Source organism: Listeria kieliensis (genome assembly GCF_003369925.1).
Classification (GTDB): domain Bacteria; phylum Bacillota; class Bacilli; order Lactobacillales; family Listeriaceae; genus Listeria; species Listeria kieliensis_A.
Map to the genome: position 1 here is coordinate 761,720 of NZ_LARY01000001.1, position 16,271 is coordinate 777,990.

Here is a 16,271-nt window from a genome sequence, read left to right on the forward strand (position 1 = left end):
TTTTTATCGTATATCACGGAATAAACCAATAACTTTTCCAAGAATGGTTACGTTATCCAAAATGATAGGTTCTAAACTGTCATTTTCAGGTTGCAGGCGGAAATGATTTTGTTCTTTGAAGAAGCGTTTGCAAGTAGCTTCGTTTTCATCAGTCATGGCAACAACAATCTCACCATTCGTTGCGTTGCTTTGTTTTCTAACAATAACACGATCCCCATCGAGGATACCAGCATTAATCATACTTTCCCCATCTATTTCCAACATGAAAATATCTGTTTCACTAGGCGCCATACTTTCAGGAAGCGGGAAATAATCTTCAATGTTTTCAACAGCAGTGATTGGCATCCCAGCGGTTACTTTACCAATTAAAGGAATATTAACAACCGCGGGTGCAGGGATTTCATCTTCCATGGAAAGAATTTCAATCGCACGTGGTTTCGTTGGATCTCGCCTAATTAAGCCTTTTGTTTCAAGTCTCGCTAGGTGTCCATGAACAGTTGAACTTGAAGCAAGTCCAACAGCTTCACCAATTTCACGGACGGAAGGTGGATAGCCTTTTTCTTTCACTTCAGATTTAATAAATTCGTAAATGTCTTGTTGCCGTTTGGACAGTTTCATGGTCTCACCCCGTTATTTATAAATATTAACTAGGTTAAGTATAGCAAATCTTTCCAACAGATGCAAACAAAGGTTCGATTTTTTTGTTGACAAAACCGAACAACCGTTCTATAATAATAAAAAAGCGAACATACATTCTTTCGGAGGGATAAAAATGACTGTTAAACAATTTTGGGATAAATATTATATTGCTGTTATTTTCGTTATTGTATCAATCGTGATGGGGGTTGTTTTTCTGTTTGTCACAAGTGCGACAGATCAGTCTAATTATTCGAAAGTAGATATTTTATCAGGGGATTCAGTTTGGCAATTAGCGGAGCGTCATGCAGAGGAAGCAAAAATGGATAAGGCAAGCTTTGTTGCTTGGGTAGAAAAAAATAATAACCTAGATTCTAATGATATAAAAGCAGGGGAAAGTCTCGTTATTCCTGTAAAAGAAAAACAAATAAAAACAGATGCGACTATTCAGCTTGCAAATGAGTAATCCGTAACAGACAAGAGGGAATCATTCATGTATAATGAAGAAAGTAGTGAAAACTGCTTTCTTTTTTTGTTGTAGAGAGCTATTTTTTAAATAAAGGATGAGGATTATGCTAGAAAAAGCAAAAATTGATCGAATTAATGAACTTTCACGTAAAAAGAAATCGGGAGGGCTGACGGCAGAGGAAAAAATCGAGCAAGAAGCACTTCGAAAAGAATATGTAAAATCGTTTCGCTCACATATGCGTCAAACGATTGAAAATACGAAGATCATTGATCCAAATGGAAACGATATTACGCCACATAAAGTGAAGCAATTAAAACGCAAAAAGAAATAAAAGTTATCAAATGAACAAAAACGCGCAAATGAACAAAAATAATGATCATTTACGCGTTTTTAGTTGAGTAATTCCTAGTTTAGGACTAAAATAGTAGAGAGTTGATAATAAAACAAGAGAGGATGTTTCAATTGTTTGATAAAACAGATCAATTAGCGATTAACACAGTTCGTACTTTGTCAATTGATGCGATTCAAAAAGCCAACTCAGGTCATCCTGGTTTACCAATGGGAGCGGCACCAATGGCATACACATTATTTTCACGTGTTTTGAAAGCTAATCCAGCGAATTCGCATTGGTTTGACCGCGATCGTTTTGTACTTTCTGCAGGACACGGATCAATGCTATTATATAGCTTGCTTCATTTAAGCGGTTACAAGGTTAGTCTAGAAGACTTGAAAAATTTCCGCCAGTGGGGAAGTAAGACCCCTGGTCATCCTGAGTTTGGTCATACAGATGGAGTCGATGCGACAACTGGACCACTTGGACAAGGAATCGGAATGGCAGTTGGAATGGCGATGGCAGAACGTCACCTTGCTGGTCTATATAATAAAGATAACTTTAATATTGTTGACCATTATACGTTTGCTTTATGTGGTGATGGTGATTTAATGGAAGGTGTTTCTTCTGAAGCTTCTAGCTTTGCGGGACATCAAAAATTAGGTCGTTTGATTGTGCTCTATGATTCTAACAATATCTCACTTGATGGTGACTTGGATCGTTCATTTTCAGAAAATGTCAAAGCACGCTATGAAAGCTATGGTTGGGAACATCTTCTTGTTAAAGACGGAAATAATACCGATGAAATTCTTGCAGCGATCGAAAAAGCAAAAGAAAATACATCGCAACCTACTTTGATTGAAGTGAAAACTGTGATTGGTTTTGGAGCGCCGAATGCCGGAACAAATAAAGTACACGGTGCGCCACTTGGCGAAGAAGGCACTGAAGTGGCGAAGAAAGCGTACGGATGGGATTACAAAGAAACTTTCCATGTTCCAGATGAAGTCTATGAACGTTTCGGTAAAACGATTGCGGATCGCGGTGCTAAAGCAGAAAAAGAATGGAGCGATTTATTCGTTTCTTACAAACAAGCGTACCCTGAACTTGCGAAACAATTTGAGCAAAGCGTGGATGGTGAATTGCCGAGAGACTTTGCTTCCGGATTTACGACTTATCATGAAGGCGATAAGGCGCTTGCAAGTCGTGCTTCGAGCGGAGAAGCAATCAATGCGCTTGCTGAAAAAATCCCGTATTTATTTGGAGGATCTGCCGATTTAGCGGGTTCGAACAATACAATGATTAAGTCGGATGGCGAATTTACAAGGGAACACCCAGAAAATCGTAATATATGGTTTGGTGTTCGTGAATTTGCGATGGGAACAATGCTGAATGGAATGGCTTTGCACCAAGGCTTAAAAGTTTATGGAGGGACATTCTTCGTGTTCTCGGACTACTTACGTGCTGCTATTCGGTTAGCTTCTCTTCAAAAACTACCAGTTACGTATGTGCTTACGCATGACAGTGTGGCCGTTGGGGAAGATGGTCCAACGCATGAACCAATTGAACAACTTGCTTCCTTGCGTGCGATGCCTGGCTTATCTGTGCTTCGTCCAGCTGATGGAAATGAAGTCAATGCAGCTTGGAAAATAGCGATTGAATCGACTGATAAACCGCATGCACTCGTGCTTTCAAGACAAGGGCTTCCTGTACTTAAAGATAGCGACAAGCTTGCAGAAGATGGCGTAAGAAAAGGAGCATATGTCCTTTCGAAATCGAAGAAAGAAACTCCTGACGCGCTTCTTTTAGCAAGTGGTTCAGAAGTTCATCTTGCAACAGAAGCGCAAGTGGCGTTAGCTGATAAAGGAATTGATGTATCAGTGGTTTCTGTGCCTTCATTCGATTTGTTTGAAGCGCAATCTGCTGAATACAAAGAAAGCGTCCTACCAAATGGAGTTCGTAAACGTCTCGCTATCGAGATGGGAGCAAGCTTTGGCTGGGAACGTTATGTCGGTTTAGATGGAAAAGTGCTTGGAATTGATCGTTTTGGTGCTTCTGCTCCAGGTGAAACTGTTATTGAAAATTATGGTTTCACAGTAGAAAATATCGTAAAATTAGTCGAAACCCTTTAATTGGAAAAGTGGAAGTTAGGCTTGTACAGCTTAACTTCTGCTTTTTTGTTTGTAAAAAAAGAGTTGTTTGTTCAAGTTAAATCAAGTACAATAGAATAGGTATATTCGTTCAAGGAGGAGAAAGAAACTATGTGGATTTACATTCTTGTTGGTCTTGTATGCTTGCTTGCTGGACTAGCTGGTGGCTTTTTTATTGCAAGACGCTACATGATGAACTATTTGAAAAATAATCCGCCTGTCAATGAGCAAATGCTTCAAATGATGATGGCGCAAATGGGACAAAAACCGTCTCAAAAGAAAATCAATCAAATGATGAATGCGATGAACAAACAATCTGAAAAAGAATTAAGCGGTAAGAAAAAGAAAAAATAAGCGACTAGATATAGGGAGTTTGAGGTCTAGCACTTCGCGAACTGATATTATTTATTTTTCGTTGAACCTTTCTTGATTGTTTATTTAAGTATGAATCTGTGACACCGTTAGTTGTTGTAGTTAAACCACGACAACTAACGGTGTTTTTATGTTCTATAAGAGAAATTTTAAGTTTAGTTGTCGCTCTCTTTATAATTTCTTAATTTTTAACGATTAAAATGAAGTGGAGAAGGAGGCAAAGGACAATGGAGGAGTTGGATTGGTATTTATTTACTGGCTGTGGAACGATTTTTTTATTACTTTTTGGAAATGCTATTTTTTATTTTGGTATTCGCTCAAAGTATGTTTTTATCATGGTTGCCGGAAGTTGCATGATTTTTTTAGCGAGTTTAATAACACTTTTAATGCTTGTTCATAGTATTTGGGAGCGAAACTTATTCATGTAGGATGAAAAAATCTAGGCGTTTCCCTAATGGTATTTTCATACATAAAAATTTATGATCAAACTTGAAAAAGAGGTGTCAAAATGGTAAAAACAGGTATTTTATTCGTGGCTCACGGGAGCAGGTCTCTAGAAAATAATCAAGCAATGAAACATTTTGTCAAAGAAATAGCCAGTGAAGTTCCTTGTTATAAACAAAAATTGGCTTTTCTAGAAGGAAATGAAAAAACGATAGCTGATGGCGTTTATGATTTAAAAAAAGCGGGCGTCGAACGAATTTTTGTAGCACCACTTTTACTCTTCACAGGTGTGCATGTCGATCAAGATATTCCTCTCGCAATTGAAGCCGTTAAGCAAGATGAAGCAGCGTTAATTTTTCAGATTTTACCCCCTCTTGCTGAAGCCAACGATGGACTTTTGCCAATTCTTGAAAGTCGCATTCCCCAAGCTAATCAAGGTGAACGAATGGTTATCTTTTTAGTCGTCCATGGTTCGCTAAAATATCCAGAGATTTTTCAGCGTATGCATGAAATCACGGAAAAGTTAATTCAACAAACGAAAAAACGGGTAGAATTTGGCTTTTTACATGATGAGGAGACCTATTTAGAAAAATTAGCGCAAATGGATTTTTCAACGATAGATCGTCTTGTGATTTGCCCGTTTTTCTTAATGGAAAGTAGCTTTTTAGTCGGAAAAATTCGGCGTGAAGTGTCAAAAGTGTTAGATACTCGGAGCGTTAACTATGAAATCACAAAGAGTCTCGCACTCGATTCGCGAATTGCGAAAGGAATTAGCTCGGAAATTCGAAAGGAGATTGAAAATGAGTTATTTGGTTAATTTGAACTTAACTGGCAAGAAAGTTGTTGTCATTGGTGGCGGCCGGATTGCTGCACGGAAAGTTCGGCACTTAATAGAGCTTGATGATATACCAGATATTTTAGTTATTTCTCCTTGTTTTTGTTCGGATTTTCCAGAGCATTTCAAAATTGAAAAGCAACAGCGAAACTATCGGAAAAATGATTTAAATGGGGCTCACCTAATATTTGCTTGTACCAACGATCAAGAAATTAACCAGAGAATTACGAACGATGCCGAATATTATCAATGGGTGAATGATGTTAGTTCGCCTGTAAATAGTGATTTTACTAATACCGGTTTGGTGAAAACGAGAGATTTTACTTTAGGCATTTCGCACCGCTTGAAAGATCCACGTGCGACTAAATCATTTTGCGAAGACTTAGAAAAACGCTTCCTTTCGAAATAGGCATTTCCCTTATATAACTGTTATTTTTTTCGTGCTATTCTTTTGGTGTGAAATTATCAAAGTGAATGTTCACTTTATCACAATAGGAGGATGACAGATGGAAAAAGAAAAGTTAGTATTAGTCGGTAACGGAATGGCGGGAGTACGGACAATTGAAGAGATTCTTGAGCGAGATCCAGAACGATATCAAATGACGATTATCGGTGAAGAAAAATATCCGAATTATAATCGAATAATGCTTTCTAATATTTTACAGAAAAAAACAACCATCGAAGAAATCATCACGAATCCATTTGATTGGTATGAAGAAATGGGGATCGAACTTTTTATAAATAACCCAGCAACTCGGCTCGATACCAAAAAGAAAGAAATTGAGCTTCAAAACGGGGAAAGAATTTCTTATGATAAATGTATTTTAGCTACAGGTTCACGTGCATTCATTTTACCAATTCCTGGTTCCAACTTGGAGGGCGTTGCAGCTTTCAGAACCATTGAAGATACGGAAAAAATACTTGCTGCTACCAATACATATAAAAAAGCGGCGGTTATTGGTGGTGGTTTGCTTGGTCTCGAAGCTGCGAAAGGACTTGTCGATCAAGGAATGGATGTTACTGTCATCCATCTTGAAAATTGGTTGATGGAAACGCAATTGAATGAAAAAGCAGGCGCACTTTTGAAAGAAGATTTAGAGAAACAAGGTTTGAAATTCCGCATGGGTGCTAAAACGGAAGAAATCCTTGGAGAAAAGCGTGTGACAGGCCTTCGTTTTGCGGATGGAACCGAGCTTGAGACAGATCTTGTCATCATGTCCATTGGGATTCGTCCAGAAACAACGCTTGCAAAAGATGCGGGACTTGGCGTGAGACGAGGGATTTGTGTAGATGATTATCTGGCTACTAGTGATCCTTTTATTTTTTCTGTCGGGGAATGTGTCGAACATCGCGGGACTTGTTATGGACTTGTGGCACCGCTTTATGAACAAGCCAAGGTGCTTGCGGATCGGCTAACAGATCATGAAACAACTGGTTACGAAGGGAGCATGACTTATACAGCGCTGAAAGTTTCTGGATGTGATTTGTTTTCTGCCGGTTGTATCCAAGCTAGCGAAGATATTAAGACGATTGAAGCTTATGACGAGTGGAATCATTGCTATAAAAAAGTTTTCATCCAAGACAACCAAGTCGTCGGAACCATCCTATACGGGGATACAACAGAAGAAAATCGCTTTTTGAAATTGATTACGCAAAAACTAGATATCTCGGATTTGAATCCAATTGCTTTACTTGCTGCTGCAAATGGAGAAGAAGATGCATCAAACGATGTGACCAGTTGGGATGATTCAGAAACCGTTTGTGGATGTAATGGTGTCACGAAAGGAACGATTTTGCACGCGATCCAAGATAAAGAGCTAACGAGCGTCGCCGATGTCACAAAGCATACCAAAGCAGGTGGCTCTTGCGGGAAATGTAAAGACAAAATTGCAGATTTACTGGGCTATGCACTCGGTGGAGAAGCGCCAGTTTCTTCTAAAGGAATTTGTGGCTGTACAGATTTAACGCGTGATGAGATCGTGCTTAAAATTCATCAAAAAGGTTTGAAATCTGTTGCGGAAGTCTATCAAGCATTGCACTTTAAAAATCCAGAAGGCTGCTCAAAATGTCGGCCAGCCATCAATTTTTACTTAAATGTTGCTTTTCCGAAGGAACATCAAGATGAAAAAGCTTCGAGATATGTTAATGAGCGCCTTTATGCGAATATCCAAAACGATGGTACTTATTCTGTGATTCCGCGCATGCGTGGTGGGAAAACGGATCCGCAACAATTACTTTTGATTGCGAAAGCAGCAGAAAAATATGATGTTCCCCTTGTTAAAATTACAGGAAGCCAGCGAATTGGCTTGTATGGCGTTAAAAAGCAAGATTTACCGAAGATTTGGAAGGACCTAGACATGAGTGCTGCAGAAGCCTATGCGAAAGCAGTTCGATCGGTCAAAACTTGTGTGGGCAAGAATTTTTGCCGGTTTGGGACTCAAGATTCCATGGGCTTAGGTATCAAATTAGAGGAACGCTATGAATTCATTGATACGCCACATAAATTTAAAATGGGCATTTCTGCTTGTCCGAGGAGTTGTGCGGAAAGTTGCGTGAAAGATTTTGGCGTTATTGGCGTCGAAAATGGCTTCCAGATTTATATTGGCGGAAATGGCGGAACGACTGTGCAAGAAAGTCACTTCCTTGAAACGGTAGAAACGGAAGAAGAAGTGATTGAGATTTGTGGTGCTTTTCTTGAATACTACAGAGAAACAGGGGTTTATGCAGAACGAACGGCACCTTGGATTGACCGACTAGGGTTTGACCATGTGAAGGATGTCCTTTTAGATGAAACAAAGCGAGCTGAATTACTTGCGAAATTAGAACAAGCAGGAAAACGTGATGAGCCTTGGCGTCAAACGGTTCAAGATAAAGACTTGCAACAAAAACTGTACACGGTGGGAAGTGGGGAATCCAAATGACGAAACAGAAAAAATTTGTAGCGAACTTTGATGATTTGCCTGAAAAGATGGGCTATGAATGTTTGATTGATGGAGAAAAATTGGCTGTATTCAGGTTAAACAATCAAGAAGTTCGTGTTATTAGTAATGTTTGTCCGCATAAGCAAGGCCCACTCGCCGAAGGAACGGTATCTGGAGAATTTGTTTTTTGCCCGCTACATGACTATAAAATTTCGCTGATAGATGGGCAAGTTCAAGACCCCGATGAAGGTTGCGTTAAAACATATGAAGCCCAAATTGAGGATAGGAAAGTTTATGTATGGGTGTAAACAAGATGGGAAAAGTTTATCTGGTCGGTGCAGGTTCTGGAGATCCTGAATTGCTCACGTTAAAGGCTTTACGGGTACTACAACAAGCGGATATAGTTTTATATGACCGATTAGTCAACCCACTTTTACTTTATCATACGAAACGAGATGCGAAACTTGTTTTTTGCGGGAAATCGCCGGATTGCCATGCGATGCGTCAAGAAATGATTGGAAAAAGGCTTGTCAGGGAGGCGGAAGGAAACCACGTCGTTGTGCGTTTGAAAGGGGGCGACCCAGGGATTTTTGGAAGGGTAGCGGAAGAAATGACACAACTTGAAAAAGCAGAAATGGCCTATGAAGTTGTTCCCGGAATTACAGCCGCATCTGCTGCTTCCACATACGCAGGTATTTCTCTGACAGACCGGGAAGCAAGTAGTCACGTTACTTTGTCAACGGCGCATCGGAAGGCGGGGACGCTTATGGAAGACGATTTTGCTTCTTTTGTAAAACACGGCACGGCTTGTTTTTATATGGGAATGGAAAACTTGTCACATATTGTCCATCAACTGCTCGCTGGCGGGATTTCAAGTGAGATGCCGATCGCTGTGATTTCGTGGGGAAGTTACGGGAGGCAGAAAATGATAAAAAGTTCGCTTGCAAGAATTGAAGCAGAAGTGGCGTCTAGCGATTTAAGCAATCCAGCTTTAATTCTAGTTGGTGAGGTAGTAGATCGGTCTAGTGCTGCCAGTTGGTTTACGAAGCTACCATTATTTGGCAAGCGCTATCTGCTGATTTCAAAGAATCCAGTTGATTTTGAGGTCATTACTCGTTTTACTGGGCAAGGAGCGGACGTGTGGTTTGTTCAAGTAGGAGAAAATCGCGATAAGCGCTTTGATGAAATCACCAATCGCTATTTAAATGAGCAAAATTATCCAGAGATCTTATTTTTAGAGCCAGAAGCCAAAGCGCTTTGGGAGTTTCAATCTGAGCTCAAGAGCATCCACGCGTAAGTAAGTCAAAATGAGAATTTACTGGTTTTGACTATTCAAAGAGACTACATTTCGATATAATATCTGTATGACACTTAGAAAGAGGTATACAAAATGAATAATCGAAAATCGGAATTTGTAATGACAATTATTGGAGCGAGTTTAGCAGCGTTTGGAATTTTGATAACTGGACCACTTTTGATTCTCTTCCTTTTTGCGGCAACTGCTAGCACCATGGATCATATGATGATGTCAAATGATGATATAATTGGGTTTACCTTTGGCATTGGTTTCATCGCCCTTTCATTAATACTCGCAATTGCAGCTTGTGTATTTGGATTTATTGCTGCTTTCAAGATGAAGAAGGGAACAATGGCTATCAAGGGTTGGTCGATCGCACTTATTGTAGTGGGTGCACTTTGCATTTTTAGCTATGGCTGGATTACTGGGATTTTGTTCTTGATCTCAGGTATTATGTCGCTTGTTAAAGCTAGCAATGAAAAAAATCAATTCGATTCTTTTTGATAAGAAATTAAAGTAAAGCATTCGCATAGAAAAATTGAAAAATCGCCGGCTTTTTGTCGAGCGGTTTTTTCTTATTTCAAAGAAACGTGGTAAGCGCGTTATACAAGACTTGCGGCTTGTGTTAAAATAGCAATGAATCTTTTAAGCGACACGAATTTCGTGCGCATCTTTTTTTAGAAAGGAATTTAACAATGGCTGAAATAAATCATTCTCGCAGTAAAAATACTGCGGTTTACATTCATATTCCATTTTGTGAGCATATTTGCTATTATTGTGATTTTAATAAGGTATTTCTAGAAGGGCAACCAGTCGATCAGTACGTGGATCTTTTGATTCGTGAAATGGAGCTGCGAACAGAAGGACAAAAACTAGAGACGATTGAAACCGTTTTTGTAGGTGGGGGAACGCCGACAACTTTAACGCCTAAACAAATTGAAAGGCTTTGTGAAGCAGTACGACGCATTTTCCCATTTTCAGAAGACGTTGAATTTACGTTTGAGTCAAATCCAGGGGATCTCTCTGTCGAAAAATTACGGGTTATGAAGGAAAGCGGCGTCAATCGTCTGAGCATGGGCGTGCAAAGCTTTAATCAAGAGTTGCTGAAAAAAATTGGTCGAATTCATACGGTCGAGGACGTTTATGAGTCTATTCGAAATGCTGAAACGGTCGGGCTTGAAAATTTGAGTATTGATTTGATTTTTAGCTTACCTGGGCAAACGGAAGCGGATTTTAAAGATACGCTTAGCAAGGCTCTTGCGCTTGACTTACCTCATTATTCCGCTTATTCACTCATTATTGAGCCAAAAACCATTTTTTATAATTTAATGCAAAAGGGCGAACTCATTTTGCCAAGTCAAGACGCAGAAGCTAACATGTATGATTATTTAATGTCAGAAATGGAAAAAGCTGGTAAAAAACAGTATGAAATCAGTAATTTCGCCGAGCCTTGTTTTCAGTCGCGCCATAATCTAGTGTACTGGAGCAATGACCATTATTTTGGCTTTGGTGCCGGGGCACACGGGTATTTGCAGGATACGCGCTACAGTAATTTTGGTCCATTGAAGCAATATATGACTCCTCTTGAGCAAGGGAATCTCCCTGTTTTTCAAACCAAAGAGCTATCACTAAAAGAAGAAATGGAAGAAGAAATGTTTTTAGGATTGCGAAAAGTCTCGGGGGTAAGCAAAACGCGCTTTTTAGAAAAATTTGGTAAGGAACTAGAAGCAACTTTTGAACAAGCGATTGCAGTGACAAGTGAAAAAGGCTGGTTAGATGCTCGGACAGATTCTGTGAAATTAACAAGAGCTGGACGATTTTTAGGGAACAATGTTTTTCGAGAGTTCCTTTAAATCGCATGGTTGACCAATTTTGACCAAATAAGTCGGTCTTCGGTCTGAAAATAAGTGTTTTCAGTTGACGAGCACCGATTTGTTTGGTAAATTTATACTTGTATTTAGCACTTAAGTTATTCGAGTGCTAAAAAGAGGTGATAGATTTGTTGACGGAAAGGCAATTGCAAATTTTTCGAGCAATCATCGATCATTTCACTTGGACTGTTCAACCAGTCGGTTCAAAGAATTTGATAAAAGAAAGCGAGTTGCCCTATAGTTCGGCAACAATCCGCAATGAAATGAGTGTGCTTGAAGATTATGGTTTCATTGAGAAGACACATTCTTCTTCTGGACGCATTCCTTCTGAAAAAGGCTATCGTTTCTATGTGGATTATTTATTGCAACCTAAAGCCTTATCGAAAGAAGATAAGCGGTCGATTCGTTCACTTTTCGCTGCTGATCACTACGAGGCTGAGCAATTGATCCAAAATTCAGCTTCGATGCTTTCGGAACTTTCGAATTATACTTCGATTGTTCTTGGTCCAGAAACAGCGAAAAATAGACTGAGTGGCTTTCGGTTTGTTCCTATTAGTGATTCACAAGCAATGCTAATTTTGATCACAGATCAGGGCCATGTTGATAATCACTTAGTGAACTTGCCGGCAGAGGTCACGCTATCTGATGTTGAACGAACCGTTAACATCTTAAATGACCGTTTAGTTGGGGTCCCACTAAACGAACTTTCGAACCGAATTTTAACAGAGGTTAAGGAACTTTTAAGCTGGCATGTTGAAAATTCGGAACGCCTAGGTGAAATTGTGTTTGAGACTCTAAGCAATGTTAGTCCTTCAAAAATTTATTTTGGAGGGAAAACGAATATCTTAGACCAGCCAGAATTTCATGATGTTGCAAAAATTCGCGATTTTTTACGATTAGTTGAAGAAGAAGAGGGAATACATGAATTGTTCCGCGATATTCCGGATGGGATTCAGGTGAAAATTGGTCGTGAATGGAATAATGACTTGCTGAATGATTTGAGCATCATCACAGCAACTTATCATATTGCAGACGAACGAGTTGGTGGGATTGTTTTACTTGGACCAACGCGGATGGAGTATGCTCGAATGATGGGACTTGTGGATGTTTTCAGCAAAGATTTGACATCAGTTTTAACCAAATTATATCGAGATAACCAAAAATAGAAAGGATTAGAAAACGATGGTTTTTCTAAGAGGTGATTTCTGTGTCTGAACCAAAAGATAAGCAAACTAAAATTGAAGAAGAAATCGAAAAAGAAGCAACGCAAGAAACAGAAGAAACAGTTGAAGAATTAGATGAGCAAAATCAAGCAGCAGAACTTGATAAGAAAGTGGCTGACTTAGAAACAAAACTTGAAGAATCAGAAAATCGCTATTTACGTTTACAAGCTGATTTCGAAAACGTAAAAAAACGAAATATCCTTGATCGCGAAGCGGCAATCAAGTATCGCTCTGAAAGTCTTGCAACGGATTTACTTCCTGCGCTGGATAGCTTTGAAAAAGCACTTGCAACAAGCTCAGATAGCGAAGAAGTTGCATCGCTTTTGAAGGGAATGGAGATGGTGCATAACCAAATCATAACTGCTCTTCAAAAAGAAGGAATTGAGCCGATCGCTGCACTTGGCGAACAGTTTGATCCTAATTTCCATCAAGCTGTTATTCAAGACCAAGATGAAACGAAGCCGAGCAATGAAGTAACGGCTGAGCTTCAAAAAGGTTATAAAATTAAAGATCGGGTTATTCGCCCTTCAATGGTGAAAGTAAACGAATAAAATCAGAATTTGAATTTTCAGGAGGAAAAGAATTATGAGTAAAATTATTGGTATTGACTTAGGAACAACAAACTCTGCTGTTGCAGTCTTAGAAGGTGGAGAAGCAAAAATCATCCCAAATCCAGAAGGAGCGCGCACAACGCCATCTGTTGTTGGATTTAAAAATGGTGAACGTCAAGTTGGGGAAGTTGCTAAACGTGCAGCGATCACGAATCCAAATACGGTTATTTCAATCAAACGTCATATGGGGACAGATTACAAAGAAACGATTGAAGGTAAAGATTATTCGCCACAAGAAATCAGTGCGATTATCTTGCAATATCTAAAAGGATATGCGGAAGATTATTTAGGTGAAAAAGTAGATAAAGCGGTTATTACAGTTCCTGCTTATTTCAATGATGCACAGCGTCAAGCAACAAAAGATGCTGGTAAAATTGCCGGTTTAGAAGTAGAACGGATCATTAATGAACCAACAGCAGCGGCACTTGCTTATGGTATGGATAAAACTGATAAAGATCAAACCATTTTAGTATTTGACCTTGGTGGCGGTACTTTTGACGTTTCAATCCTTGAACTTGGCGATGGCGTATTTGAAGTACATTCCACTGCTGGTGACAACAACTTAGGTGGCGATGACTTCGACCAAAAAATCATTGATTATCTAGTTGCTGAATTTAAAAAAGAAAACGGCATTGATCTTTCACAAGACAAAATGGCTTTACAACGTCTTAAAGATGCAGCTGAAAAAGCGAAAAAAGATCTTTCTGGTGTCATGAGCACGCAAATTTCTCTTCCATTTATTACGGCTGGAGAAGCGGGACCGCTTCACCTTGAAGTGAACTTAACACGTGCTAAATTCGATGAACTTACAAGCGATCTTGTAGAACGGACAGTTGGTCCAACTCGTCAAGCACTTAAAGATGCTGGTCTTTCGGCAAGCGATATTGATCAAGTTATTCTTGTTGGGGGCTCTACACGTATTCCCGCTGTTCAAGAAGCAATCACTAAAGAACTTGGTAAAGAACCTCACCGTGGGGTAAACCCTGATGAAGTAGTAGCAATGGGTGCTGCTATTCAAGGTGGCGTAATTACAGGTGATGTGAAAGACGTTGTTTTACTTGACGTTACTCCGCTATCCCTTGGAATCGAAACAATGGGTGGTGTAATGACTACTTTAATCGAACGGAATACAACGATCCCAACTTCGAAATCTCAAACATTCTCGACGGCTGCTGATAATCAACCAGCTGTAGATATTCACGTTCTTCAAGGGGAACGTCCAATGGCAAAAGATAATAAAACACTTGGTCGTTTCCAATTGGCTGATATTCCAGCTGCACCACGTGGCGTACCTCAAATCGAAGTTTCGTTTGATATTGACAAAAATGGTATTGTAACGGTTCGTGCGAAAGACCTTGGAACAGGGAAAGAACAAAATATCGTGATTAAATCTTCTTCAGGCTTAACAGATGAGGAAATCGATCGCATGGTGAAAGATGCGGAAGCGAATGCAGAAGAAGATAAGAAAAATAAAGAAAACGTGGAAACACGTAACAATGCGGATCAATTGATCTTTACGGTTGATAAAACTCTTAAAGAGCTTGAAGGAAAAGTGGATGCTGACGAAGTGAAAAAAGCTGAAACTGCACGTGATGAACTTCAAGAAGCTTTGACGGGTGAAGATTTTGATGCGATTAAAGAAAAATCGGATGCACTTAATGAAATTGTTCAAAGCTTGTCGGTTAAACTTTATGAACAAGCGGCTGCTGCGCAACAAGCTCAAGGTGAAAATCCGGAAGCAAGCGCAGCTGATGGTAGCGATGATGTAGTGGATGCTGACTTTGAAGAAATCAACGACGACGATAAAAAAGAAGATAAATAAGTAAATAGCATGCTCGAAATCGGATGAAGAGTCAAAGTCTACTGTGGCTTTGGCTTTTTATCTGAGATGCGCTATATTTATTTAAATATCTATGGTACAATACCCTAGGATTAAAACAAAGAACAGGAGTGATGGCGGATGGCGAAACGTGATTATTATGATGTGCTTGGTGTTTCGAAAAGTGCAACTGCGGATGAAATAAAAAAAGCCTACCGGAAACTTTCGAAAAAATACCATCCGGATATCAATAAAGAAGAAGGCGCGGATGAGAAATTTAAAGAAATCTCGGAAGCTTATGAAGTGCTTAGTGATGAAAACAAACGGGCACAATATGATCAATATGGTCACGTCGATCCGAACCAAGGTTTTGGTGGAGGAGCAGGCGGCTTTGGCGGTGGATTCTCATCGGCTGGTGGCTTTTCTGGATTTGAAGATATCTTTGATACATTCTTTGGCGGAGGCGGCGGGAGGCAACGTGATCCGAATGCACCGCGTCAAGGAAATGATTTACAATATACGATGCAATTGAAGTTTAAAGAAGCTGTCTTTGGAACGGAAACGGAAATTGAAATTCCGCGTGAAGAAAACTGTGAAACCTGCCACGGGTCTGGTGCAAAACCGGGAACACATCCAGAGAAGTGCTCTCACTGTGATGGCAAGGGCAGTATTAATGTTGAGCAAAACACACCATTTGGTCGGATTGTTAACAAGCAAACTTGTCCTTATTGTCATGGTACGGGGAAAGAAATCAAGGAAAAATGCCCAACTTGCCATGGTTCAGGCCGCGTAACGAAGAAAAAGAAAATCAAATTGAAAGTTCCTGCAGGTGTGAACGACGGGCAACAAATGCGTGTTGCTGGCGAAGGCGAAGCAGGGGTAAATGGTGGACCAAACGGAGATTTGTTTGTCGTCTTTGTGATTGCACCAGATGACTTCTATGAACGAGAAGGCGATGATATTTTTGTTGAAGTGCCACTTACTTTTGTACAAGCAGCACTTGGCGATGAAATTGATGTGCCAACTGTTCACGGTAAAGTACGCTTGAAAATTCCTGCTGGTACGCAAACAGGTACAACATTCAGACTCCGGGGCAAAGGTGTGCCACATTTACGTGGAAGTGGAACAGGAGATCAGCATGTAGCTGTGAAAATCATCGTGCCGAAGAAACTGGATGATAAGCAAAAAGAAATCTTGCGTGAATTTGCTGGAGCTACTGGAAACAAAGTAGATGAACAAAATGCTGGTTTTTTTGATAAAATGAAGAAAGCTTTTAAAGGCGAGTAAAAAAATGA

General features: G+C 39.7%; 17 protein-coding genes. 16 read left to right on the forward strand and 1 reads right to left on the reverse strand.

Going from position 1 to position 16,271, the window contains the following annotated elements:
• Positions 1–3 precede the first annotated feature (3 nt).
• A complete protein-coding gene (lexA, locus tag UR08_RS03815; protein WP_115752326.1) occupies positions 4–618 on the reverse strand; it encodes a transcriptional repressor LexA in 615 nt (204 codons plus the stop codon).
• Positions 619–772: 154 nt separating this feature from the next.
• Here lexA and yneA point away from each other — a divergent pair, with 154 nt between their 5' ends.
• From yneA to dnaJ, 16 genes are all read left to right on the forward strand, one after another.
• Positions 773–1,102, forward strand: coding sequence for a cell division suppressor protein YneA (gene yneA, locus UR08_RS03820; RefSeq protein ID WP_115752327.1), 330 nt, complete (start codon positions 773–775; stop codon positions 1,100–1,102).
• A 106-nt stretch (positions 1,103–1,208) separates the two neighbouring features.
• Positions 1,209–1,436: a DUF896 domain-containing protein gene (locus UR08_RS03825; RefSeq protein WP_115752328.1), complete on the forward strand. Its 228-nt coding sequence runs from the start codon at positions 1,209–1,211 to the stop codon at positions 1,434–1,436.
• Between the two features lie 131 nt (positions 1,437–1,567).
• On the forward strand, positions 1,568–3,565 hold the full coding sequence (gene tkt, locus UR08_RS03830; RefSeq protein ID WP_115752329.1) for a transketolase: 1,998 nt from the start codon (positions 1,568–1,570) through the stop codon (positions 3,563–3,565).
• A gap of 129 nt (positions 3,566–3,694) precedes the next feature.
• Positions 3,695–3,937, forward strand: coding sequence for a YneF family protein (locus UR08_RS03835; RefSeq protein ID WP_115752330.1), 243 nt, complete (start codon positions 3,695–3,697; stop codon positions 3,935–3,937).
• A 245-nt stretch (positions 3,938–4,182) separates the two neighbouring features.
• Positions 4,183–4,383, forward strand: coding sequence for a hypothetical protein (locus tag UR08_RS03840; RefSeq protein ID WP_115752331.1), 201 nt, complete (start codon positions 4,183–4,185; stop codon positions 4,381–4,383).
• Positions 4,384–4,463: 80 nt separating this feature from the next.
• On the forward strand, positions 4,464–5,216 hold the full coding sequence (locus UR08_RS03845) for a sirohydrochlorin chelatase (RefSeq protein ID WP_115752332.1): 753 nt from the start codon (positions 4,464–4,466) through the stop codon (positions 5,214–5,216).
• Complete coding sequence (locus UR08_RS03850) at positions 5,200–5,643, forward strand: precorrin-2 dehydrogenase/sirohydrochlorin ferrochelatase family protein (RefSeq protein WP_165849942.1); 444 nt, start codon at positions 5,200–5,202, stop codon at positions 5,641–5,643. Before UR08_RS03845 ends, UR08_RS03850 begins: the two co-directional genes overlap by 17 nt.
• A 97-nt stretch (positions 5,644–5,740) precedes the next feature.
• Positions 5,741–8,155 (forward strand): nitrite reductase large subunit NirB, encoded by a 2,415-nt coding sequence (nirB, locus tag UR08_RS03855; protein WP_115752334.1) that lies wholly within the window; start codon positions 5,741–5,743, stop codon positions 8,153–8,155.
• A complete protein-coding gene (nirD, locus tag UR08_RS03860; RefSeq protein ID WP_420812298.1) occupies positions 8,152–8,463 on the forward strand; it encodes a nitrite reductase small subunit NirD in 312 nt (103 codons plus the stop codon). The genes nirB and nirD overlap by 4 nt, the downstream gene beginning before the upstream one ends.
• Before the next feature lie 5 nt (positions 8,464–8,468).
• Entirely contained in the window at positions 8,469–9,452 is a 984-nt protein-coding gene (gene cobA, locus UR08_RS03865; RefSeq protein ID WP_115752712.1) for a uroporphyrinogen-III C-methyltransferase, read from the forward strand.
• Positions 9,453–9,545: 93 nt separating this feature from the next.
• Positions 9,546–9,956, forward strand: a complete 411-nt coding sequence (locus tag UR08_RS03870; RefSeq protein ID WP_115752336.1) for a hypothetical protein — start codon at positions 9,546–9,548, stop codon at positions 9,954–9,956.
• Positions 9,957–10,147: 191 nt separating this feature from the next.
• Positions 10,148–11,305, forward strand: a complete 1,158-nt coding sequence (gene hemW / locus UR08_RS03875; RefSeq protein ID WP_115752337.1) for a radical SAM family heme chaperone HemW — start codon at positions 10,148–10,150, stop codon at positions 11,303–11,305.
• Positions 11,306–11,451: 146 nt separating this feature from the next.
• Positions 11,452–12,489, forward strand: a complete 1,038-nt coding sequence (gene hrcA, locus UR08_RS03880; protein WP_115752338.1) for a heat-inducible transcriptional repressor HrcA — start codon at positions 11,452–11,454, stop codon at positions 12,487–12,489.
• Positions 12,490–12,530: 41 nt separating this feature from the next.
• Complete coding sequence (gene grpE, locus UR08_RS03885; protein WP_115752339.1) at positions 12,531–13,097, forward strand: nucleotide exchange factor GrpE; 567 nt, start codon at positions 12,531–12,533, stop codon at positions 13,095–13,097.
• Between the two features lie 34 nt (positions 13,098–13,131).
• Positions 13,132–14,979: a molecular chaperone DnaK gene (gene dnaK, locus UR08_RS03890; RefSeq protein ID WP_115752340.1), complete on the forward strand. Its 1,848-nt coding sequence runs from the start codon at positions 13,132–13,134 to the stop codon at positions 14,977–14,979.
• Positions 14,980–15,117: 138 nt separating this feature from the next.
• Positions 15,118–16,263 carry a molecular chaperone DnaJ gene (dnaJ, locus tag UR08_RS03895; RefSeq protein ID WP_115752341.1) on the forward strand — a complete coding sequence of 382 codons (1,146 nt, stop codon included), beginning with the start codon at positions 15,118–15,120 and terminating at the stop codon, positions 16,261–16,263.
• The last annotated feature ends 8 nt before the right edge of the window (positions 16,264–16,271 follow it).